The organism is Vagococcus fessus (genome assembly GCF_003987565.1).
Lineage (GTDB): Bacteria > Bacillota > Bacilli > Lactobacillales > Vagococcaceae > Vagococcus_D > Vagococcus_D fessus.
On the sequence record NZ_NGJY01000002.1, the window covers coordinates 505,227 to 529,443 of the forward strand.

The 24,217-nt window shown below is 34.1% G+C and carries 23 protein-coding genes; 5 read left to right on the forward strand and 18 right to left on the reverse strand.

The annotated features are described in order from the left end of the window. Window positions 1-88: 88 nt before the first annotated feature. Both deoC and CBF31_RS06695 read right to left on the reverse strand, forming a co-directional pair. On the reverse strand, window positions 89-736 hold the full coding sequence (gene deoC / locus CBF31_RS06690) for a deoxyribose-phosphate aldolase (RefSeq protein WP_126831610.1): 648 nt from the start codon (window positions 734-736) through the stop codon (window positions 89-91). 115 nt (window positions 737-851) lie between these two features. Further along, window positions 852-1,286 carry a hypothetical protein gene (locus tag CBF31_RS06695; RefSeq protein ID WP_126831611.1) on the reverse strand — a complete coding sequence of 145 codons (435 nt, stop codon included), beginning with the start codon at window positions 1,284-1,286 and terminating at the stop codon, window positions 852-854. Between the two features lie 209 nt (window positions 1,287-1,495). On the opposite strand from CBF31_RS06695, the gene CBF31_RS06700 reads away from it, so the two are divergent. Beyond that, entirely contained in the window at window positions 1,496-3,001 is a 1,506-nt protein-coding gene (locus CBF31_RS06700; protein WP_170167894.1) for a helix-turn-helix domain-containing protein, read from the forward strand. 125 nt (window positions 3,002-3,126) lie between these two features. Here CBF31_RS06700 and CBF31_RS06705 read toward each other — a convergent pair whose 3' ends face one another. Genes CBF31_RS06705 through CBF31_RS06720 form a run of 4 tightly spaced genes read right to left on the reverse strand, consistent with a single transcriptional unit; the run spans window position 3,127 to window position 6,494 of the window. Continuing rightward, on the reverse strand, window positions 3,127-4,134 hold the full coding sequence (locus tag CBF31_RS06705; RefSeq protein ID WP_126831613.1) for a WxL protein peptidoglycan domain-containing protein: 1,008 nt from the start codon (window positions 4,132-4,134) through the stop codon (window positions 3,127-3,129). Between the two features lie 45 nt (window positions 4,135-4,179). After that, a complete protein-coding gene (locus CBF31_RS06710; RefSeq protein ID WP_126831614.1) occupies window positions 4,180-4,803 on the reverse strand; it encodes a hypothetical protein in 624 nt (207 codons plus the stop codon). 15 nt (window positions 4,804-4,818) lie between these two features. Beyond that, window positions 4,819-5,148, reverse strand: a complete 330-nt coding sequence (locus CBF31_RS06715; RefSeq protein WP_126831615.1) for an LPXTG cell wall anchor domain-containing protein — start codon at window positions 5,146-5,148, stop codon at window positions 4,819-4,821. Window positions 5,149-5,159: 11 nt separating this feature from the next. Continuing rightward, a complete protein-coding gene (locus CBF31_RS06720; protein WP_126831616.1) occupies window positions 5,160-6,494 on the reverse strand; it encodes a hypothetical protein in 1,335 nt (444 codons plus the stop codon). Window positions 6,495-7,055: 561 nt separating this feature from the next. Between CBF31_RS06720 and CBF31_RS06725 the strand changes: the two genes are divergently transcribed. After that, a complete protein-coding gene (locus CBF31_RS06725) occupies window positions 7,056-7,862 on the forward strand; it encodes a MarR family transcriptional regulator (RefSeq protein ID WP_126831617.1) in 807 nt (268 codons plus the stop codon). Between the two features lie 47 nt (window positions 7,863-7,909). Here CBF31_RS06725 and truA read toward each other — a convergent pair whose 3' ends face one another. After that, on the reverse strand, window positions 7,910-8,650 hold the full coding sequence (truA, locus tag CBF31_RS06730; RefSeq protein ID WP_126831618.1) for a tRNA pseudouridine(38-40) synthase TruA: 741 nt from the start codon (window positions 8,648-8,650) through the stop codon (window positions 7,910-7,912). A 335-nt stretch (window positions 8,651-8,985) separates the two neighbouring features. Between truA and CBF31_RS06735 the strand changes: the two genes are divergently transcribed. Together CBF31_RS06735 and CBF31_RS06740 are read left to right on the forward strand one after the other, a co-directional pair. Further along, complete coding sequence (locus CBF31_RS06735) at window positions 8,986-10,059, forward strand: PTS sugar transporter subunit IIC (protein ID WP_126831619.1); 1,074 nt, start codon at window positions 8,986-8,988, stop codon at window positions 10,057-10,059. A gap of 23 nt (window positions 10,060-10,082) precedes the next feature. Continuing rightward, entirely contained in the window at window positions 10,083-11,075 is a 993-nt protein-coding gene (locus CBF31_RS06740; RefSeq protein WP_126831620.1) for a D-2-hydroxyacid dehydrogenase, read from the forward strand. A gap of 37 nt (window positions 11,076-11,112) precedes the next feature. On the opposite strand, the gene CBF31_RS06745 is transcribed toward CBF31_RS06740, so the two are convergent. From CBF31_RS06745 to CBF31_RS06770, 6 genes are all read right to left on the reverse strand, one after another. After that, window positions 11,113-14,133, reverse strand: a complete 3,021-nt coding sequence (locus tag CBF31_RS06745) for a SpaA isopeptide-forming pilin-related protein (protein ID WP_126831931.1) — start codon at window positions 14,131-14,133, stop codon at window positions 11,113-11,115. A 270-nt stretch (window positions 14,134-14,403) separates the two neighbouring features. Further along, on the reverse strand, window positions 14,404-15,213 hold the full coding sequence (locus tag CBF31_RS06750; RefSeq protein ID WP_126831621.1) for a hypothetical protein: 810 nt from the start codon (window positions 15,211-15,213) through the stop codon (window positions 14,404-14,406). A gap of 482 nt (window positions 15,214-15,695) precedes the next feature. After that, the gene (locus CBF31_RS06755) at window positions 15,696-16,973 is read right to left on the reverse strand and encodes a carbohydrate-binding protein (RefSeq protein ID WP_170167895.1); all 1,278 of its coding nucleotides are present in this window, start codon (window positions 16,971-16,973) and stop codon (window positions 15,696-15,698) included. 405 nt (window positions 16,974-17,378) lie between these two features. Further along, on the reverse strand, window positions 17,379-17,645 hold the full coding sequence (locus tag CBF31_RS06760; RefSeq protein WP_126831623.1) for a hypothetical protein: 267 nt from the start codon (window positions 17,643-17,645) through the stop codon (window positions 17,379-17,381). 12 nt (window positions 17,646-17,657) lie between these two features. Next, window positions 17,658-18,518, reverse strand: coding sequence for a DNA polymerase III subunit gamma/tau (locus tag CBF31_RS11210; protein ID WP_126831624.1), 861 nt, complete (start codon window positions 18,516-18,518; stop codon window positions 17,658-17,660). 20 nt (window positions 18,519-18,538) lie between these two features. Then, window positions 18,539-20,173, reverse strand: coding sequence for a phage tail family protein (locus tag CBF31_RS06770; protein ID WP_126831625.1), 1,635 nt, complete (start codon window positions 20,171-20,173; stop codon window positions 18,539-18,541). Window positions 20,174-20,356: 183 nt separating this feature from the next. Here CBF31_RS06770 and CBF31_RS06775 point away from each other — a divergent pair, with 183 nt between their 5' ends. Further along, the gene (locus CBF31_RS06775) at window positions 20,357-21,319 is read left to right on the forward strand and encodes a helix-turn-helix transcriptional regulator (RefSeq protein WP_126831626.1); all 963 of its coding nucleotides are present in this window, start codon (window positions 20,357-20,359) and stop codon (window positions 21,317-21,319) included. Between the two features lie 48 nt (window positions 21,320-21,367). On the opposite strand, the gene CBF31_RS06780 is transcribed toward CBF31_RS06775, so the two are convergent. The 5 genes from CBF31_RS06780 to CBF31_RS06800 form a co-directional block, all read right to left on the reverse strand. After that, window positions 21,368-21,856 (reverse strand): tetratricopeptide repeat protein, encoded by a 489-nt coding sequence (locus CBF31_RS06780; RefSeq protein WP_170167896.1) that lies wholly within the window; start codon window positions 21,854-21,856, stop codon window positions 21,368-21,370. 27 nt (window positions 21,857-21,883) lie between these two features. Continuing rightward, window positions 21,884-22,321: a DUF805 domain-containing protein gene (locus CBF31_RS06785; RefSeq protein ID WP_126831628.1), complete on the reverse strand. Its 438-nt coding sequence runs from the start codon at window positions 22,319-22,321 to the stop codon at window positions 21,884-21,886. 28 nt (window positions 22,322-22,349) lie between these two features. Further along, entirely contained in the window at window positions 22,350-22,706 is a 357-nt protein-coding gene (locus tag CBF31_RS06790) for a hypothetical protein (protein WP_126831629.1), read from the reverse strand. Window positions 22,707-23,090: 384 nt separating this feature from the next. Continuing rightward, window positions 23,091-23,486, reverse strand: a complete 396-nt coding sequence (locus CBF31_RS06795; protein WP_170167897.1) for an SMI1/KNR4 family protein — start codon at window positions 23,484-23,486, stop codon at window positions 23,091-23,093. Continuing rightward, on the reverse strand, window positions 23,479-24,216 hold the full coding sequence (locus CBF31_RS06800) for an HNH/ENDO VII family nuclease (protein ID WP_211330826.1): 738 nt from the start codon (window positions 24,214-24,216) through the stop codon (window positions 23,479-23,481). The genes CBF31_RS06795 and CBF31_RS06800 overlap by 8 nt, the downstream gene beginning before the upstream one ends. Window position 24,217: the final 1 nt, after the last annotated feature.

Genomic DNA, 24,217 nt, shown 5'->3' on the forward strand with positions numbered 1-24,217 from the left:
TCCCTCCTCTTATTTCTCTCGTTTTTATTATAGCATATAAGCCTTAAAGCAAAAAAAAGAGAGGCGCTATGCCTCTCACTTTTTCAAACTATTTTCCAATAATTTTGATACTTGCGCTTGTACCTAAACGAGTTGCGCCAGCTTCGATGAATGCATTTGCTTCTTCAGCATTATGAATCCCACCTGAAGCTTTAACTTCTGTTTTATCGCCAACAGTTGCTTTCATTAATTTAACGTCTTCTAATTTAGCACCACTTGTTGAGAAACCAGTAGATGTTTTAACGAATTCTGCTCCTGAGTTCATTACTAATTCACTTGCTTTAGCAATTTCTTCGTCTGTAAGTAAGGCTGTTTCGATGATAACTTTAACTAATTTATTTGAAGCATGTGATACTTCAACAACTGCATTGATATCATTTTGAACGGCATCGTAATTTTTCCCTTTTAATTCGCCGATGTTGATAACCATGTCTAATTCTTCAACACCATCTTCAATTGCTTGTTTAGCTTCTGCTACTTTGATTGCTGTTGTGTTAGCCCCTAGAGGGAAACCAATAACACATGCAGGTTTAACATCTGTACCTTCTAAAGCTTTAGCTACGCGAGATACCCAGTAAGGATTAACCATTACTGTTGCAAATCCATGTTCTTTTGCTTCAGCTGTAACGCGGTCTACGTCAGCCTCTGTTGCTGCTGCTGCTAAAATTGTGTGATCTAAATAACTTGCTAATGTCATAATGTATGACCTCCTCTTATTCTTATCTTTATCATAGCACTCGTTTTATCATTTGTAAAATGTTATTTTTTACAAATTTTCACATTCCTTGAAATAAAAAAGCTTTTTAGCTTTTTTATTTTTTTATGGGTTCTAATACTAATCGCTGACCTTCCGATTCAATAATCATATTTTCACCCTCTTTTTTTATTGGATAACGCCCATCAATCCCCAAACTTTCTTCAGCTATTGAAATCTTTCCTTCTTTTAGTGAATAGTCGGCTGTTGTTTTCAACTGCGACACAATCGTTTTAGCCATTGATTCTGCAAATTCTTTTCCTAACGTTTTAGCATCAGCTGGCATTTTATCCATATCTATCGATTTAAGCTCTGGTGTTATTTTAACCTTATCTTCTTTAAAAGAAAACTGAACCTCTAAATCAATTCCATCATTGTTTATCGTTGAATGCCACTCATTTTCCATTAAATCATTTGGTGTTGCATCACTTGTGCAGGCGCTTAGTACCGTTACCATGATAATACTCATTATAACTAGAATATACTTTTTCATTTTTTAAAACCCTCCATTTGTTATTTAATAAGCGTATCATAGCTGAAATAGAAATAACAGCACTCTTATTGAAATGTTTTTTAATTCCCCCTAATAACTAGATTATTGTTCATTATATGATTGTGATTCTCTGCAGATATTTCTGAAGCGCCTAATCGAAGATATACCTACTATAATAGTGTTACACTATGAAATTGGAGGATAAAAATATGCTGGAATTATTGTTGAAAAAAAATGAATACAAACAAGTTCTTATTATGGAAGCTCTATTAAAAGATCAAGAAATTACTAAAATTAATCTTGAACTCAATCACAAAATAACTTTATCTACTTTGAATCGGTATATTAGAAATATTAATGCTGCTCTCAGTAATTTTGATACTTCAAAATCTATTACTATAGAAACCACTTCTGAAAAAATATTTTTGTCCAGTGCCCCTTCAACATTTACTCACACCTTGTTCCATCATATTCTGATAAGTTATTTACATGAGTCAACTGTCTACCAGACTCTTAAAGCTTTACTACTTAAAGCTGAACAGAACACTGCTGCTTTAATACATTCTTTAAACATTTCTTCTAGCTACTTTAATAAAGTAATCAAACAAATTAATAATTATCTTTCTATTACTAACGTCCAAATTCGTCAGAAAAATAATGTGATTTTTTTTAAGGGAAATGAATTGAACATCCTCTATCTCGAATTTCTAATTCGCCAATATTTGAGTAAAATAGATAATTTACCTTACCACTGTACGCACTCTTTTCCTGAACTTGACGTGCTCATTCCAAACTATAAGACCCTTAATCTAACTGACAGTCATCTTGCTCGTGTAGAAGAATTACATCGAGTATTAAAAAAATGCTGTACTACTTTAAACACTATTAAAATTACTGATTCAGAATCAAGAGACAGCTTGAGTATTATTACTTCCGAGTCCGACTTCCTTATGCCCTCAACAGAAACAATCACTATCTCATCCGATGTACGTTTACTAATTAATCTACTTATCCGTCTCAATTCAACTCAATTCGAAACTAAAAATACAAAGAATAAAATTGGTCTAAGATTATCTGAATCACAAACCGAACTTGCAAAAGATGCTAAACTTTTAGTAGACAATCTTATTTCTACTTTTTTTTCACCCATGAGTGTTAGTAACTATGATTACTACGAATTTATTTATAATGCTCATCTTCACTTGATTTATATACGCTTATTTGGTTTTGATATTAAATCGTTATTCAAATTAACTGATGAACACGCTCTTTATAATAACAAGAATATACAACCTGGTTATTTAGCCTTGAAAAACTACTTTGAAAAACCAAATAATTTTTCAAATCTTGCTATAAGAAATCAAATTGATATCCTTTCTAATAAAAATCTATTTATCGATTCTAGTTATTCGGCAATTAGAAATTATCGAAAAGCTTCTCTCACAATCTGTTTTGATTTTATTTATAGACTTTCTTTTGAACAGTTCTTGCAAACTCGTCTTCGTCATATTTTTTCGGAAAACATTCTTATTTTTTCTTTCAATACAATGGAATCAGATATACTTGTTACTGATTATATCCCTAATATATCTGATTCTATCGAGCTATTTACATTTACAGATACGAACTCTGTAACGGAATTAGAAAATCTACTGTCCCTAATAACACGAGTTTATAGTAAACGAATTATGGAATTTGAAAATTACTATCTATAAATTAATAACTCAGTTGAACAAATAGCGTTATATCATTAGATAGTCTAAAAAGGAGTAGGTAGCTACTCCTTTTTTATTTTTCCTTTTAAACTATATGATAAATACTTTTTCCTTCAATAGGAAGTTTACTTCTTGTTGTTATTTCTTCCTTTAATAAAAAGAATGACTAACAGAACTACTACTAACACTGCTAAAGTAATAATTGCTAACAGCTTCTTGTCTATTGGCTCTTTGACTTCTTTACGTTTTTCTTCTTCAGCTATTGCTTTAGGTAAACTATCCTGAACTGTTATTTTAGTGTTAAACGTCCACTTATTCTTCTCGGTCGCAACTCTTAATTCAACAGGATGGACGCCTTGTTCTAAATTTTTCATCTCCTCTTCATCTAAAGGAAGTTCTAAAGTTGTTTTAGTATACGGCGCAACATTATATAACTGTTCCTCCGTTAAAGGAATACTTTTTACACATGTATCATGCTCGTTTGACTTAATACGTGCTGACATATCAAACGATTTAATAAATAAACCATTAGCATTATCTAATGTTACCGAAAGCATTGGTCTACCATTAACCATCCTTATAGCTGCTTCATCAAGTGTCAATTCTTTACGATTCTCAATCTCTTCACCATGTAAGAAAATTGAAATCGTACGCTGTATTAGATTGACCACTCCTTGTTGAGTGTCATCTGGTAGCTCTTTAACATTTATCCCCCCGGCCATAACTCCTTTAAATACTTCTGGTATCGACACTGTATAATTAATAAGACGCTCTTCCCCTGATTCTAATCTAAGTTCTTCTTCTTTTAAATCAGAATGAATAACTTTCGTTATATCAAATGGGGCTTGAGTAGATTGGCTAATTGATCGGCTAAATCCATAATCAATTACACCATTAGTAGAACTATTGGCATTTGTTAATGTCACACCCAATTTGATAGCCTCTTCTTCATTATTTTTCACCTTGACTTGATAGGTAATGATCTCACCTTTTATAGCAGGAATATCCAGATAGCCTACACTCGTATCTTTTTGTTCAGCGGGATGAAGCAGCTGGACGTTAAAATCAGCAGCCTCTGAGACGCCTCCTATCAACCCGAATACTCCTATTATTACCACTAGTAATCGTTTCATTTACTTTTCTCCTTTACATGAAAAAAGACTCCTAAGAGTCTTTTTTTATAACGTATTTTCAGCTACTTTTTGTTCGCCATTTTCACCCAATGTCCATGTTACACTTTGATTAAACTCACGTTGGGCAGTAGCTGATGCTTTTGATTCATCAAATTCAAGATTAGCTGTCGCACTTGTAAATGCTATTTTGTGGTCGCCTAAAGCTGCAGCATTTCCAATAACTAACTGTGTTACAGCCTTACTATCTGATACCACTTTAAACTCTTCAATTGAAACTGCATTTTTTTCGGTAAAAGTTGAAGGGTTCTCCATGACTTCCGTTCCACCTGTGTAAGTAACATCAAATTTTGTAATCATTGTATCTTTTACTAGATCACTTGCTGTAACTGAAATTGTGATATCTTTAAATGTATCATTTGTAAAATCTAATGTTTTACCATCAGATGAATCATTTACCGTTACTTCTTTAGAACCTTTTTTTATATCTTCTGGTTTGATTTCACCAAAATCATAACTTGGCGCAGCTGTAATCTTAGCAGCACCATCACCAGGCACGATACTTACTGTATTAGTTGACCCCGTTGTTGACGGCACATTTTCCTCTGCCAATGCTACATTACCTAAAACTGCTGTGGCTACCAATGCCATCCCAAAAACTGTCTTTTTCATATCATTATTCTCCTTTTAAGTTAACTTTTTATGTTTTACTTTCTTATAATAAACGGCTATACTAGCCACTACTATCACTATACATCCGACTAATACATAGCCAAATTCTACTTTTTCATCCGTTTGAGGCAACTTTTTTTGTTCTGTTTTCTTAACCTCAGTTGTCTCAATCACACTTTCACCTGCTGGAGGTTTTGGAAAACTAGGCGGATGCTCTTCGCTAGGTTCCCATTTTCCTAAATTGATTTCAACTTGATTAACTGATGTCATTGCCGAACCAACTACCTTTAAAGGACTCAAACTCATTAAAAAAAGCACACTTAATCCTACTGCTATTTTCTTCATCTTCACCCTCCCTATAAGCTCTCGGCAGAAGTTAGACTATCCGTATTTGACTGAATAATCCAATCCAACGCAACACTATTTTTTCCATCGTAAATCGTTACCAAATCCTCATTTGACAACCCTCGGAATTGTAACAATTCATGTAATGGTAAAACTACTTCCGATTGCCCCATCCCTGTTTGACAAATATTTTGAAGGGACTCCGTTGTCAAGAGTTGGTCTCGATAGAACAACTTATCCGCCATAAAAGTAGCCGCCGTTACCTGTTCACTCCGCTTTACAACAAGTTGATAACCAGCTGTTTGAGCATTCTTTACTGTCAAATTCGACACTCCTGATGCAACTGATGATGTCCTATCACTTCCAGGTGTTTTCAAATCGACAATATGATTTAATGTTGCATTATCAATTTCTACTATGGGTTCCTCCGCATCGATTTGAAGAGGAATTGTCAACCTTACATTATCGACAGAGTTATCTTTCGTTATAGAAAACGGATAACCCGAATAGGTTGCATCAAACCGGGTGTAGGCTGGTAATTGGAACGATAATCCCAATTGTTCACCTTTAAGTTTCAACCCTTCTTTTTTAATCGTTAGTGTAAAGTCAGCTTGTGTCGCGTCCTCTTGAACTGGTGCAACTGACAAATCAAAATAATCACTTGCTGGCCCTACAGGTTGACCATTTACAATTAAATTAAAAGTCGACAGAGGACTGCTTGCTAAACTATCTTCATCAATAGCAACCACTAACTTTTCATTTTCAGGGTATACATTCTTATCTCCAACTATAACGATAGACATATTTCCAGTGGAAGGATGAATAGTGAATCGACCTGCATCTCCCCATTTATTTTTAGGTAAATCAGTTTGAAGCTGTGATAGGTCATATCCTAGCCTTACCGGTAAACGAAACGTTTGAGCTTGCGTCTGTGGCGTAAAGACGATTCGTTTATCTTGAAGTGAGCTTTGCATAAAAGGTTCCAAACCACCTAAAACTAACTCTTTTGAACCTTCCTTATTAATAAAATGTTCATGAATAAGGCTTTTAGCAAACTCTTTTATTCCATTTTGATGTTTCTCATGATCAACCTTATCCTTACGACTATTTTCTAATTCAGTAGTTGAAGATTCAACTTCACTCTGCCTCACCTCAATTTTCCCCTTCAAAATAGGGCTTTCAACTGACTCGCTTGAGTCCTGTTCAGTGTCGATAATTTCTGAGGAACTTGCTACTATATCTTCTTGTTCCAACAATTCTTCGGCTGAAACTTGCTTAATTACACCAGTCAAAATCCCAACGCTTGCTAAACACAATATTAGTCTTTTTATTTTTTTGATTCCCATAACCTCCTAAAAGAAAAGTATAATAGACACGTTAAACATAATACGTTCTTTTAGTATAAAAACACTACCCTATATTGTCAACGCTTACACTAACGGTCGTTATTTGAAAAAACTACTCAAATTTTAATAATTACAATTTAATATCTATACTTTGCTATTTTTCCGTAACGAAATAGTATTTATTGACTATTTTTAATACTACTCTTTTATTTAATTATTAAATAAAAGAAAAAATTCTTCAAAACTTTGTATGGCAGCCTTCATTAATTTTAGCACTATTCTCTTATCATACTTAAAGACTATAACACCGCTCTTTATGCTATACTTAATAAACGTATAGTCGAGCTTAAGTTTAAGCAATAGGTGTTATTGAAATACTTACGGTATCTAGTATAATAATAAGTAGCTATTACAAGTTGTTCAAATCATCAACTCCAACTGACTCGTTGAAACTGGTGTACCTATAAAATGATCAACTAATCAAAAGGTCACATCTTGCTAAAGAACGCTTGATCATGAATAAAAAAGAAAACTATATAAATAATCTTAGAGGTGAATGGAATGAATTATAAGACAGTACGTGAGTTATCAGAAGAATGGGGCATTAGTCGACAAGCCATTCAAAAAAGAATCAAATCGTTACCTAAAGAAAATCACCCAAAAAAAGTTGACGGTAGATATGTTATTTCTCCTGAAACGGTTGCCCTTTTAGAAGAAAAATATCCTAACGAAAATAAACCTGAGCCTAAAGTGGAAATCGACCCAACAACTGAAAAATCATTAGTTGACGGTTGTTTAGATGAATTAGAAACAGGCTATGACGACTTATACAAAGAAAAAGAAGATAATACATCTAAGGAAGTTAAAGAAGAAACAGTAAATGAAAAAACAACTCAAGTCATTTCAAAGGACCTACAACTCGATGATATGTCAACTGCTACAATGGTTGAAGAATTACGCCGCGACAAGCAAAACTTATATAACATTATCTCAGGCTTAGAAGAACGATTAAAAGAAAATCAAAACTTACTCAATCAACAACAACAACTTACATTACAAAGTAATAAACAAATTCAACAGCTACAACTACAGTTAACTGGTGATGTCCAACCTGACAAAGAAGATGTTACCCAATCTAAAGATGATTTTGTTCACCAAGAGGAAGAACCTGAAGATGAGCCAATCAAAACGAAAGATACGTACACAGATGATGAGTACTCTCTTGAGTTAAAAGAACTCCAAGAAAAACTAGAAGAAAAAGAACGTGAATTAGGTCGCTTCCCTAGAGAAGATGCTCCACATCAAAAACTAGAAGAAGATGGCGAAAAAAAATCATTTTTCAGTAGAATGTTTTCTAAACGAAATTAACTAAATAAAAAAAAGGTGCCGTGTTAAATTTAACACGACATCTTTTTTTAGTTATAATACACTTCATCTAAAAATAAGCCATGACCAGGGACTGTTTCACCCGCTGCTTGTCTTACTTTCTTCTCAAATATCTCATCAATGTTACTTAACTCCATCTCACCTGAACCTACTGCTAATATCGTTCCCATCATAATACGAACCATATTATATAAGAAACCTTCTCCTACAAATTTAAACTGAATTAGGTTTCCTTTTGTATCTATCGCAATCGAATTGATGGTTCTAACAGTTGATTTTTTTGTCTTTTTAAGCGAAGAAAAGCCAATAAAATCATGTTCTCCTACTAATTTATCACAAGCTGCTTGCATCTTTTTAGTATCCAATTCTTGCGGATAATGATAGCTGAAGTTTCGTTCAATTGCAGAAGGGACTTCTTTATTCCACACATAATAACTGTACTGCTTACCTGATGCATTATATCTTGCATGAAAACGTTCAGGTACTTCTTCTACATTTGTGATAACAATATCACGAGGCAATGCGTTATTTAAATAACTCATCATCTTTTCAGGTGTCATCGTTGACGCTGTTTTAAAATTCGCAACCTGTCCTCTAGCATGTGTTCCAGAATCCGTACGACCTGAGCCAACTATTTCTAATTCTTCACCTGTCATTTTACTTAACGTCATTTCAATTTTCCCTTGAATCGTTTTATCAGAATCACCTAATCGTTGCCAACCTAAATATCGTTTCCCATCATACTCTATTGTTAATTTTATATTTTTCATTTTTATTTTCCTCTCCTACTCCATACATCATTTCCTCTATTATACATCAAATACAAGGATTTATTTGAGCTTTATCCACATATATACCTCGAGTAACTAATCCTTTTTCACATTCTTTACAGTTTGTGAAAATCCTTTGTCAAAAATTGCGTTCATTCGGCAAAAATTGGGAAAGATTGGTATATCAAAGGAATTCCTGTTTAAATAAGGATCCTCTAATTTTTAAACAGACTTAGTAGTTTACTTCACAAAATGAGTATGATAATCTACTGGTACAACGAACTTGTGAATAATAACACAAAAAGTTGATAACGATTTAAAAGGAGATAACTATTATGGTAAACACTTTTTCACAGGTCTTTCCAAAGGACCTAACCCCTAAAGTATTTCTCAATAAAGTTTTATCGGGTACAGCCGTTGGTATCGTGGTCGGACTAATACCAAACGCTATACTCGGTGAGTTGTTTAAATTTTTAATCACAAAAAATGATATTTTCACAACACCCCTCGTTATTGTACAAGCTATTCAATTTACAGTCCCTATTATTGTTGGCGTGCTTATTGCTCTTCAATTCGGTTTAACCGCAATGGAGGCTATCATCACTGGTAGTGCCGCTTTCGCAGCATCAGGAGCTTATAAAGTCATAGATGGTAAATTTGTATTGGTTGGCATCGGTGATTTAATTAATACAATGCTAACAGCTGCCATTTGTATTGTTATTATTTATTTGGTTCACGACAAACTAGGATCTATGACTATTCTTTTATTACCAATAATTGCAGCTGGTGGTGCTGGACTTATTGGTGTCCTTACTTTACCATTTGTCAGCAAGTTTACAGCAGCAATCGGAACAGCGGTTAACAGTTTTACTGACTTACAACCTGTTATCATGTCTATTTTAATTTCAATATCGTTCGGTATTATTATTATTTCACCTGTTTCAACCGTAGCGATTGCTACTGCAATTGGACTTGATGGTTTAGCCTCTGGTGCTGCTAACCTAGGGATTTGCGCATGTGCTATGTTGCTGGTTGTCAGTTCTAGAAAAGTTAATAACTCTGGTGTCACATGGGCTGTTGGGCTAGGCGCTATGAAAATGATGATGCCGAACTTTATCAAACACCCTATTATCACCATCCCTATCGTTATTGCATCTACTTTAACTGGGATTGCAGGATCATTCCTTAATATTCAAGGGACAGCTGCTTCTGCAGGATTTGGATTCTCTGGATTAGTTGGACCCATTAATGCCATGAAATTTATGACAGGCTCTCCAACTATGAACTTGATTATAACGGGTATAGCATTCTTTGTTATCCCACTAATTTCAGCCTTAATCGCTGATTTCTTATGTACAAAAGTGTTAAAGCTTTATCAACCTGATGTCTTTACTTTTAATAAAAACTAATAAAATTCTAGGAGGAATATAAAATGAAATTACTTATGATGGGCGCTAGAGAAGATGAACGTATTTTTGCTGAAAAATGGGCTAAAGAAAATAAAATAGATCTTGAAATTACCAATGACTTTTTAAGTCCTGATACACTTCATCTAGTAGAAGGAAAAGATGGGATTGCTCTTCAACAAACAATGGGATTACCAAAAGAAATGTACCAACAACTTGCAGACTTAGGGATCAAACAAATCGCAACTCGTTCTGCTGGTTATGACATGTACGATTTAGAAGCAGCAACTGAGGCAGGTTTAATCGTAACAAACGTACCTGAGTACTCACCAAATGCTATTGCAGAATTTGCAGTTACTTCCGCTTTAGCAACTGTTCGTCAATTAAATAAAATCCAAGCTAATATGGCTAAACAAGATTTCAGATGGGCTAAAGATATGATAAGCCGTGAAATCCGTTCAATGACAGTTGGTATTATTGGAACTGGACGTATCGGACGTATCACTGCTCAAATTTTAAAAGGATTTGGTGCTGAAATTATTGCATACGACCTTTATCAAAATGATGATGCCAAAGAATTTTTAACATACAAAGATAGTGTTGAAGAGGTAGTAAAGGAAGCTGATTTGATTTCAATTCACATGCCTGCAACTAAAGACAACTACCATCTGTTTAACGATGACTTATTCAATCTTATGAAAGATGGCTCATTCTTAGTTAATACAGCACGTGGGATGATCGTTGACACTGCTGCTCTTTTAAGAGCATTAGATAGTGGCAAGTTAGCTGGTGCTGCACTTGATACCTATGAAAATGAAATGCCTTATGTTACTAAAGATTTCACTGACAAAGAAATTGAAGATGAAATCTTTAAAGAACTTGTCAATCGTGAAGATGTTATCTTTACACCACATATTGCATTCTACACTGATACAGCGGTTGAAAACTTAGTTGCTGGTGGTTTAAATGCAGTTTACGATGTTGTCACAACTGATGACAGCCAAAATAGAGTTAATTAAAAAAGGCGCTAATCTTAATGATTAGCGCCTTTTATTTCTATTTAAATCGTCTCACTTGGATAAATGCTAAACCAATTAATAATACGCTACCTATAAGCGTTAGATAACTTGAGTTAACTTCACTTGTTTGTGGCAAAATATTATGGTTAGGCGTATTTGGAACTTTAGGTTTCCCTGGTTCTGTTGGTTGACCTGGTTTTCCTGGAGTCGTTGGTTTTTCCGGATCAACTGGATACTCAGGTTTTGTTGGTTTTTCTGGCAACTTAGTATTCAATACGTCAACTGTTGCCACATTATTTTCTTCACCTTCAACTACAGTCACTTGAATCGGTTTTGAGTCTAATTTATAACCCTCTGGTGCTTTGGTTTCTACTAATGTGTACTCTCCAAAATCTAACGGTACGGTTGTCACACCATGACCGTCTTCACCAGTAACAATATGATCTATAACGTTTCCTTCAGCATCCTTAACATCAAATTCCGCACCTGCTAATAATTTCTCTTTATCAAGCGAGTCATGTTTAATCACTTCGATTGTTCCTTTTCCAGGAAGCATCGGAATAATTGGTTCGCCTGGTAATTTACGATTATCAACATCAACTGTAATCACATTACTTTCCTTACCTTCGACTACACTTACTGGAATTGGTGTTGTATCTAATTCATAGCCTTCTGGTGCTTCTGTTTCAACTAATGTATACTCTCCAAAATCTAAAGGAGTCGTTGATACTGCACGGCCTGTCGCGTCAGTTGTAATATGCTCGATAAAATTACCTTCGCTATCCATGATATCAAATCCTGCACCTGCTAATAATACCTCTTTATCAAGCGAATCATGTTTAATCACTTCGATTGTTCCTTTTCCTGGTAAGGTTGGTATAATCGGTTCGCCTGGTAGTTGTCGATTGTCAACATCTACTGTTACCACGTTTGTTTCTTCACCTTCAAACACACTTACTTCAATTGGTGTTGAGTCTAATTCGTATCCCTCTGGTGCTTTGGTTTCAACTAATGTATACTCTCCAAAATCAAGCGGCACACTTGTCAGACCATGACCGTCTTCACCAGTGATAATATGATCTATAATTTTTCCGTCAGCATCCTTAACATCAAATTCTGCACCTGCTAATAATTTCTCTTTATCTAATAAATCATGTTTGATGACTTCGATTGTTCCTTTTCCTGGAAGCGTCGGAATAATCGGTTCACCTGGTAATTGTCTATTGTCTACATCAACTGTAATCACATTGCTTTCTTTACCTTCAACTACACTTACTGGAATGGGTGTTGAGTCTAATTCATAGCCTTCTGGTGCTGTGGTTTCGACTAATGTATACTCTCCAAAATCAAGCGGCACAGTTGTCAGACCATGACCATTTTTTCCCACGATGATATGGTCAACTACTTCTCCAGTTGCATCAAAGACATCAAATTCTGCACCTGCTAATAATTTCTCTTTATCTAATAAATCATGTTTGATGACTTCGATTGACCCTTTTCCTGGAAGCGTCGGAATAATCGGTTCACCTGGTAGTTGTCGATTGTCAACATCTACTGTTACCACGTTTGTTTCTTCACCTTCAAACACACTTACTTCAATTGGTGTTGTATCCAATTCATATCCCTCTGGTGCTTTGGTTTCAACTAATGTATACTCTCCAAAATCTAATGGTACAGTTGTCACACCATAGCCATCTTCATCAGTAACAATATGATCTACAACTTGTCCTGCAGCATCCTTAACATCAAATTCTGCACCTGCTAATAATTTCTTCTTATCAAGTGAATCGTGTTTAATAACTTCGATTGACCCTTTTACTGGTTCCGGTCTCTTATTACCAATGTAAATAACAATTGTTGCTGTTTCAGTTCCTTCAACCTTCACGTAATGCGGTGTTTCATCAATTTCATATCCTTCTGGTGCCTTTGTTTCAATTAATTTGTACTCTCCAACAAGCATTCTTTTTTCTGTAAGGCCGTGACCATTCTCTCCTACAATTACATGATCAACTAGATTTCCCTGACTATCATAGACATCAAATTCTGCACCTGCTAATAAAAGAGAGTCATCATCTTCATCATGTTTGATAACTTCGATTTTACCTGCATCTTCCCCAATACCTGAGCCACCACCACTTAAGACAACTTCTTTATAAGCATCTTCAGTTACTGGGTTACCATTTTCATTGGCTTTTAAATTAACATCATTTCTAAATAATGTTGTTTTTCCGTTTTGTAAATACTCAATGCCTTCTTTTAAAGTACTTGTATAAAGAACTTGAACTGGACGCTTTAATTCCCCATTAAATGTCATCACAAATGATCCCGTACTTTGATCAACTGATAAATTATACACATCTGCAGGGACTTCTTCTTGATCTGTTCCACCATCTTTATAAGTTAATCTAAATGATCCTTCATCAATTGAATGATACTCAGGATTAGTAAAACCATCTGTCACTACTGTATCCGTTAGAGTTCTTGATGCTGGATTAATTAACAAATTCCACATAATTTGGTGGTAATGCCCTTGTTCGTCTGGTTCTCCAATCACCCAACCATTTTTAGCAATAAAACTCGCTCTGTTTGGGTCTGGTCGATCACCATGAACTGCGAAAGAAATCTCTCCACATTTATTATTAGGGTGCTCTTTAAAATAACCATTCCATGTAATCGTTCCTGTAGCTTCACCTTTTTTCCCACTAAAATGACCTACAATATTCCCTAAACCATCTAGAATATCAAATTCTGTGTCTGTATCTAAAACACTATTTGGTGGTAATGTTACAGTAGTCGTATCTCCCTTTTCAATATCTACATTATCATCAATACACCATTTATAATTAATTCCGACTGGATTTCCTTCATGCCACGCATTCGGATCATCTGTTGGTAGTGCTTCACCATTATTACCGGTTGCATTTCCACCATGAAACCCTTGTATATCAACATTTTTAAATGTTGTTCCTCCCATATCGTCCACTTGAGTCGCTAAACTTGCTAATGGTGATATTACTGAGATTATCATCACCATCAATACTGTCATAAATTTTCTCATAAAAAATCCCCTTCTTCCTTAAATATAACTATCTAATATAAATTATTTGAATTTTCTCTTATCAACATTTTTTGCTTATAAGGATCCTAATATAAACACTATTATATAGTATTTATCCTGCAGTTTTGTATTTATTTTTCAGAAAAATAGTAATTTTTTTACAAAAAGATAGATTTTTCTAGAAAATAGGTTATTAGATTACAACACCTTCACTCATATATTAGCTTGAAAAAAGCAAAATAAAAAACGCTGATTTCTCAGCGTTTTACGTTACATATCTTCTAAATCGCGTAATTTTTCCCCACCTAGGTTACTGTATCTTGAAATCTGACCTTCTTGCGTTACGATAAAATACCCTTTTGCGTTTGGATTTTTAGGGCTAGTTGGATAGAAGTGGACTTTAAATTCACCTATCTCAGTTAACTCAACCGGGGCAAAATCTATATCCCAGTTAGCCTTTTCCGCTACACGTCGTCTAAGGTAATCCGTAACAGTTGCTTCCGTTATCACAGTCGCTTCTTCTTTTACATCACTACTTTCAGTCGTTTTATGACTACTATAGGCGCCTTTCATTAATTTATCAAAAGCTTCAGCCATCAATTTTTGTTGCTCTTCTTCCGTCAATAACCCTTCATTTAAAGCATTTCCATAATAATCATGTATTCCCCATTTAATTGGGTTATATTCTTCAGGTGTCAACCCCGCCTCTTCAGGAATTGGATTTGAACCACGTTGTTCTGGAGGCATAGGGTTCCCTTTTATCGTGAACTCATTGTAGGCCGCTATATATTTTTGATAATCATCTGTCGAATAAAGCTCCTCTCGAGTAATAGCTTTTGTCATTTCCTCTGATGTTTCCGTTGTCATTTCAGTTTCTTTGGCACTTTCTTTGGTTTCTTCCGTACCTTTCGTACGGCTTGTCGCCTCTTTTTCGACTGAACTAGTTTCTAATCTTACTTCTCTCTTACTCTCTATACTTGCACTTGAAACCTCAGTTTTCTTATCTTTTTGAATAATCCCACAGCCTGTTAACAGTACTGCTGTTACTATCATTCCCTTGATTAGTTGTTTAGCCTTCATATCTCGACTCCTCCATATCTTTAAATTCGATAAAACAAACAAATAAATACCTAACGTTTATTAAATCAACTAATTACAGAATAACATAACATTATATACTGTAATATACTTTATTTAGTTTAAAGTTTGCTATCAAATTTCTTAAAGAACTAAAAAATGATGACCAATAAGCTAGTCATCTTTTTATCCATCTATTACTTATTAATAAGCCATATGCCTCTCCCTTATAACCCATCCACATTTTTCATTTAAAAGTCTATCTCTAATATTATTTCCGTCTGATCCTGTGTGACCTTTTACCATACACTACTTCACCGTATTAGACAGCATAAAATTCTGGCTGCTTTTATTAATCATTTTGACATCACTTCTCAACAGGTAGATACTATAATCGGACTTACAATTTTTTTCAAAACTAGGCTTTCTGAAGAAGCTCTATCTCCTTTAGTTCACCATCTCGCTTGATAATTAGAACCATCATGCTAAACTTTAGAACCACTAGTATATGCTTTTACAGGACTCCATTTAACAACATCATCGCCATTCACTAATTCCCACGCATCGCTGTCAATCGGATTTTCTCCTGTTACCCACCATTTAGCAATGTATTCCTTACTTTCATATATTACCTTATCACCTTTATTATATGTTTTTGATTCTTCCCAAGTTGTTTTTGTCCCTATTGTTAAGGTATCTGTAACAGACACGGAGTCTTTAAGATGCCCGATAAAAGATTCACCATCACGTTCTATTGTGTCTGTTGCCTTAACTGATAAGTTATTTATTGGTTCCAGATCTTTCATCTGGAAGCGATAATGACGACTTTGACCTGACCACAATACTGTTGGGTGATAATCATTATTAACTCCCATGACAACTAACCCCTCTGGTTTTAGCTCAATGTGCGAATCAGATACTGGCTTGTATTTTTTCCAACTATCTCCTACCATCACACCACCTGTCACCCTTGTTTCAAACGTATTTGGAACGTACTCCGCAACACCTACTCCTTTATCTCCCCAATCGAAATCATGATTACTGAATGTAAAGCCTTCTTCAGTTTGTCTTATACCACTGAAGTTGAACTTATTTTCATATTCAAATATATCTCCTACTTTTATTTCTTCACCTGGCGATGACAAATTCTTAAATTTATTTTTTGAAGTATTTGGTTTCAATAATGATTTAAACTTTTCGATAGTCAAATCTTCTGTCACAGTAACTGAGTCTTCATAAAAATCAGGGTACAGCTCCTTATCTCTCGTGATTTTATCTGTTATATTAACTACTAAATTTTCAACAGGTTTTAATAATTTAATACGGTAACGATAGTGACGAGTTTGAGAACCATAGATATCCCCTGTATTTTTTATTTTTATCCCCGTATCAGTCATAGTTACATGATCATCCGATAAGGGTTTATATTTTTTCCATCCAGAACCAATTTGAATCCCACCTTCCGTTCTTGCTTCTAATGAACCTGGTAAAAAAAACATACTTCCTTTGGCTTGGCTCCCAAAATCAAATTCATGTTCGCTATGGGTAAAGTCATCATCACTAATTCCTTCTAAATTATAATCTAATTTAAAACTACTTTCGAACTCAATTACATCCCCTACACGTAATTCCTTACCTGGATTGGTTAAGTTAGTGACCCTTGTCTTACTCTTATTTGGAATCATGATCGATGGCACTTTCTTGCTATTTTCACTAATGGTCACCCCTTCATCACGTGAGGCAAAAACCTCTGTAGTTAGCATCATACTCCCCATTAAACTTACACTAATAAAAATTGCTGATAAATCCCCATATTTTTCATTCGTTATCATCCTTTTCCGTAATATTTAGATTTCTAAATTATTATAATCAAAATTTTAAACTAGTTTGTATCAAGAAAACTACCGAGCTACTCACTTTCAAGCTCCGAAAATAGTTTAATGCTAAAATATCTTAGGGTAGAATTCATAGATCACTCAGACCTTTGAATCTATAAGTATTTCCAATCAAAAATAATTGCCCGACCGATGAATACTTCCCTACTAATTTTTATAATAAAAAAAGACAACTAACACTTAGTGTTAGTTATCTCGTAATTAGAATATATATTTCAAAATAAAGTTAATACTATAATATTTAAGATTGATCATCTTGCTCCGTTATAGTATTTAAGGCGAAACTACTGTTGCAAAGTCCGTGCCTGTTGGTCTTATTTGTACATCAATTCTACCATCAGTATACACTCTAAAAGCTTTCATACCAAACCCACTTTTTTCAATGGGTGCTGGATCGTTTGTCTTAAAGTCAATTGCATAATACTCTCCTGTTTCATCAGAAATTAGCTCACCACCACCTAATTGTTCGATAATTTCTAGTGTGACATCAGCATTATTTTTAGGCCATTGATCCTTAGCAGCTAATACTCGTTCAATCAAATTTTAAGTTAATTAAAATTTATTATCTTCTCCAAGTGTTTTATTTAAACGTTCTGTTGCAGATTTTGTTAAATTGACTAATACACCTAATGAACTTTTTTGATCATCTGATAACTCAATAAAGTTTTTAGAATAATCTTCTGCTACTGCTAGTCGGGCTAATATTTCAACCATTTCGCTATTAGTCAACTTGATCATTTCTGATATTTCAGTTGAGATCAATTCAAACACTGCTGTTTGCTTACGGATTTCAACAGAACTATCTTGTAATTCTTTGATAACTTTTTTATTCTTTCCATTCATTAACACGCCTGCCCCAACTACTCCTGCTCCTGCAATTCCCCATCCAATAGGACCTGCTAAAGCTAGGATTGCACTCCCCGAAGCCATACCACCTCCGCCGGCTGCTAATGCTCCACCACCAAGCCAAGCTAATGCAGCATTACTTGCAGCAGCTCCACTCAATGCTGATATTGCGGTTCCTGTTGAAGCAACACCAAATGTAGTAGCTAATCCCATAGCTGCTGTTGGCGCTAAAGCAGCTACGCCCACTCCTGCTGCTACTCCCGCTGCCGCGCTACCTCCTGCCTTTAACTTAGCATCATTTATTTCTTTCGTTGCAATGTCTAGAACGTCTTTATAGTTTGTTAAATTTATTTTAATACCCGCTACAGAAATTTTCATAGTTTCCGGTGTATTTTTAAATTCATTAATTACTGAAACAGATTCCTCTAATATTTTTTTTGCCTCTTCACGTTTTAAATATAAATTCTCTGAATTTTTTGATAATAACTCATATTTAGAATTATAATCGTTTACTTCTCTCTGTACTCTTGCCTCTGTATCTTTTCTTAATCCTCTATTAAATACCATAAAATCACTCCTATATTTTATTAACTATTAAAATAGTTCTCTACATCAATTTTAGTAACCAATATCTTTTCCTGTGAAACACCACTTAGTTTTGCATATTCTGCACTACTGGACAATTGCCCTTCTGCGAGTAATTCTATATTTCGACACAATCCTAACAAGTTATCCATTTTTTGATAGTAATTTCTGATTTCTGTTAACAAACATACATAAACTTCATCTACCTTTGACAGTGCTTCATTATATTTAACTAATAAATCACTTGTTTTTACAGTCAGACCTACTTTAAAAGTATCTATAGTTTCAGCAATGCCTTTCATTATTTCCCCAAAATTATCTATAGTAAAAATAACTAATGCAGTCATTACTCCGGTTACTAATAAACCCAATACATCTCCAATTATTTCTGAGATAAAACTAGGTATACCTACATTACTAAGATTTTTTTTAACTATTTCTGATAAAATAATGCCAATAGTCACAGAAAAACTTGTCCCTATCAACTTTAAAACAGTTTTATAAAGTGTTTTTTTATCTAGTCCATCAGGATTTGTCACCCATAACTTAAACCCCTGAACCATTCCTTGAATCCCCTCTTGTAATAGACGGCCGAGTTTTTTCATAGTTGTCTTAAATAAATTAATAAGTCCTGTTACCAAACTCCCGATAACGCCACTAATAAAACTCGCTTCCAATGTTTTCGTTAAATCATTTGGTAATTTTTTTATAGTATCTACTAAACGTAATTTTACCCGCTTTCCCATTTCTTTAATCTCATCTAATCTATTTTGGGTTGTATTCATATCAGACCATTTACTTGCATAAACTTTAGACTCATCTATTACAATCTCAGTAAATTTATACATTATAACTCCAAATATTTCGCGTTTAGCAACCGAAACTCCTTGACGAGCACTTGCTTTTGCAACTTGCTTTGCAGCAGCTGTTTTCACCTTAACATCCATAATTCTTCTTGATTTCTTATCAATTTTCATAGCTTTTTTTGAATCAATTGAATAATGCTCTGCATTGGTCTTTCCATCTTTTCTTTCTTTATTTATAAATTCAGCCATTGACTTATCACTCTTAGATTGATTCAGTGAGCCATCTGTATATACCATATTAGAACTCGCCGTAGCCATATCATTTCTCTCATCAGCACTCATGTAAAGTCTAGCTTTTTTATCATTATGGATTTCTTTTGCTGATTTAGTATGATCAAGATGTGTTCTACCGTCTTTCGATAATTTCTTACCTGTATAACCGTCACGTAATGTATTTTCTTTTTGAAATTCCTTTTTCCTTTGACTATTTAACCTAGAATCTCTAGTAATATTGCCTTTTTTGTCCCTTACTACTCTCCCTTCATAATTCTTTCTATCATAAGCTTGATTATATTGTTTCTTAATCTTCTCATTAACAAAAATATTCTGTTCAGCATTATGAACTGTACTTATATTGCCTCCATCATTATAACTTGTGGTATCGCCTAAACCCAATTGATCTAATAGCTTACCTATACCAAACTTTTTGATAACTTCACCTTTAAGCTCATCTCTTAAAATGTCCCAAAATTCTATCATCAAATTTTTTTCTACTTTATATGAATCTACTGTATTAACCTTTAAGAAAAAATCATCATTCAAAATATCCAATAAAATAATACCTCTCTATCTAATAGAATCAAAAAAACGTATATTATAATAATATAATAACACTTAACAAGTAAATGAAAACTATTTTTTCACAAATACTCTAGCCTGCTATATATAACATTTTTACTCATCACATCTTGTCTCTTTCACTTTAATAAACTACACTAAATAGATAGACATATAATGTCTGTTAAATTAAAAGGAGTGATTTTTATCAACCATCGTTTGCTCTATATCTATACTCAATTATTACAACGTAAAGTTATTAATAAAAAAGAAATAGGTGATTATTTTGGTGTTAATGAAAGAACTATACAACGTGATTTTTCTGCTCTAAAAGACTTTTTAACACGCCATTCACCAGATAGCCACTTACACTATAAACGCTCACTCAACGGCTACATTCTTGAATCTGACACCCTTTTAAATAAAGAGTATCTCTTAATTTTAACTAAAATACTTTTAGAAAGTCGCTCTTTAACAAAGTCAGAACTTTCTAACCTAATTAGTCAGTTAAGCCTCAATTTAGACTCCGCTGATAAGAAAGAATTATACCGTCTTTATGGAAATGAACTCAATCATTATATCGGTCCTAAACATGATAAACCTTTGGCTCATCTTATATGGAAATTAACTGAAAAAATAACAGATAATCAAGCGATTAAAATGTTGTATACAAGAAGTGACACGACCGTCAATACTTATCACGTTATGCCACAATCCGTTCTTTTTTCTGATTTCTATTTCTACCTAACGGCTTACAATGTACAAAAAAAAGAAGTGAATACCTACCGAGTTGACCGAATCCTTACAATTGAAAATACACCTCTACCCTCTTCTACTTCTACCTTAAAATTAGAAGATAGCGACTTTCGTAAACACGCTCACCTTATGCAAGTGGATAAACTTGTGACAGTTACCATCGAATTTAGTGGAACATTAGAAGCCTTACTTGATAAGTTTCCAAATCACAAACTCTTAGATAGAAAGCACTCTGACCCCCCACGTATTGAATTAACAGCTTATCGTAAAGGCTTGGAAATGTGGTTATTTAGCCAGCAAGAACGAGTTAAAATTTTATCCCCTGAAAGTTTTAAACAGGACTATATCGCCACTATGAAACGCTTAATTGAACAATATAAATAAAAGCAAAAAAGTAAAAGAAACTCTTTACTCTTTTGCTTTTTTAGTCCACTAAAAATTCGAACCATACTCTTCTTCGTATCTTTTATCAATTCTTTTATATGTTTCATATAATGGTGACGATTCAATAGATTCAACCGCTTCTTGATAGGCTTTTTTTACTTCCCTATCTGAAATAGAAGGAAGAAGTGCTTCTATTTCATCATGTAGCTCAGTACCAGCTTCGCCATTGTTGATTGCCACCCATATGTTTCCTAATTCCTCACTTACTGTATAACTCTCCACAGACTGTTTGTCACCTGGATTTAAGTCATGAGCTGTTCGGTAAGCTTTTTCTGCCTCGCCATAATCTCTTTGTTCAAAATAACTATCTCCAAGTGCCATCGCGTGTCTGTATTCCTTACTACCACCATTCAGCCCATATAATACACCCGCTACAAGAACAACAGCTCCCAGTAGGATGAATAACCGTTGTTGATGCTGTTTTTTTCCTCCACCAGGCTTAACTATTTCCTTTAACTTCTCTAAAACCTCTTTCATCATTTCCTCCTTGATTTTTATATGATATTACTTGTTATCTGGTTCCCCGTATTGATTTGCTCCTTCATCACCTTTTTGAACAAGAAAATAAAGTGTAATCGGTGGAAATAGACATTGCCATAACATGTAGTACCATGATTTTCCTACATCATGTAACCTTCGAACCGTCAAAGTCCAACTCAATACTACAAGTCCTAACATGACGATCATTTCTAAAAATTCGCTTATTGAACCTAAAATCATTCCTACCAAACTTATTCCTACTAAAGTAAGAACAGCCCACCAATAATTGCTACGACTTGTTCGTCCATCAAAATTAGTAACATTCTCTAACATTAATTGAGTGGCCGATTTTATTTTTTCTAAATTTCCTTCAGCTGAGGATGTGCTAGTTACTACGGTTTCATTTTTACACCCTTCACATATTTTATTTTTAATTTCCTTACCACAATTTGGACAGTACATCTTTATTCCTTCTTTCTTATTTATAATTTTAGTTACAATTGATCTTTTTTTCTTCTTTCTCCTGCATCTCTTTCAGCAAACGTTTAATATGACGTTCTGAATATCCCCACTCTTTAGCCAATTCTTTTGGACTTTTTTGATAACGCTGGCTATAAATAACAGTTGGTAAATAGTGCCTATCTAATAATTTCAAAGGAAAACTTACTTGAATCCCCTTAAACTCTTCGTAAACCAATAAGGTGTTTTTTTTACCAATAAGTTTAACCAAGTCTTGATAGACAGGGTACCAATTCTGACTGTCTTGCTGTATTTTCGCCCCCTCCTTTACCCACTCTTCATGTTCATCATAAAACAGATTACTTTCTTCAACTAACCCCTTTGTCATAGTCAATTTCCTTTCAAATGTCATTAATTCAAAACATCGTCTGTTTCTTTAACCTGGTTATAGAATACAACAAGTATATAGACGTATACTGTCTATTAATTATATTTAAAGCAAAATAAAAAACGCTGATTTCTCAGCGTTTTACTTTTCGTATCTTACATATCTTCTAAATCTTATAATTTTTCCCCACCTAGGTTACTGTCTCTTGAAATCTCACCTTATTGCGTTACGATAAAATAACCTTGTTTGCTCTCTGGTAAATAGCCCAATTAGGTCTGAATAGAATGCAGATAACATATTTTCAAAAAAACTTGATCAGATAAAATCTAATCAAGTTTTTTTGAATTTATAGTCATTCTTTTTATTGAGCATAAAAATTAACTTTTACTCAATAATCAATGATAAATAGTCAAGTAATGAGTCTGCGACTAGTTTGGTAGTCCCTTGCTGAAAAAGATAAACATATCCCTCTTCATTAAGAAGAATCATTTTGCCATCTATTCCCAGATTTTCTAATACAAAATATTTTTCTGGAAAATTAGGGTCTAACTCTCTTTCGGTTTCTGTTGCTGTTACAACATTTAACCTTCCCTCAATATTCAATCCCGTCCATTCTACAGCATCAAACGAAATACAGCCAAACTCTTCTACATAACGGATATAATCATCCGGAAAAGTACACCCTAATAATTCTTGTGCTTCTTTCAATTGCGAGTCCGAACAACCACCCACATAAAAAATATCTTCAATATTGCTCAATTCCTCTACAATATTAGTCATTTGTCGTACACTCCAATCTATCTTTCCAATGATTTTTACGTTCTGTATTAAACTCATTTCTATTTATTTCTGAATCTTTAGTTTTATCATGTAAAATAGCATCATTCCCAATGCCCCGATGTTCTTCCTTAGTTAACTCTGCCAATGGTGAATCCTTTTTCTGTCCAATGTGGTGTAATTCAAGAGAATTACCATTTTTATCTAAAGGTGCCAAACCTTTTTCCATACGTTGCTCATTAGTTCTTCCCATTTCATCTTTTTGACTCATATCAATATCTTTTTTTATTAAACAAGGCTTATCATTAACTGTAACTTCTTTCAAGTCTGCTTTTATATAAATTCTAGCTTCCTCAAAACTCCCAATTGAATCAATAATTTTATCGCTCCAACCCGTCATAGCTTGCAGTACTGTCTTATCTATATCAGAGAGACCTTTTTTAGGAATCTCAATCATTTCACTAAATGTATTATCGCCTTCTGCATCTGTATAACTATCTGATTCCTTAAGACTTTCAATTGAGTCCTTAGTATCATCACTACAACCAGTTATATCTTGCGACTCCATCTTTTCTACTTCAGAAAAAGTTTTTTTGGAATTATATTGCATTTTATCAAACTTCTTATCACATTCTTCCAAAGTGCTAAAATTTGATACATCAGCTAATCTTTCCTTAAAACTGGAGTTGACTAATTCTTTATTTTTTATCTCTTTTGCCGCCCACTCAATCATC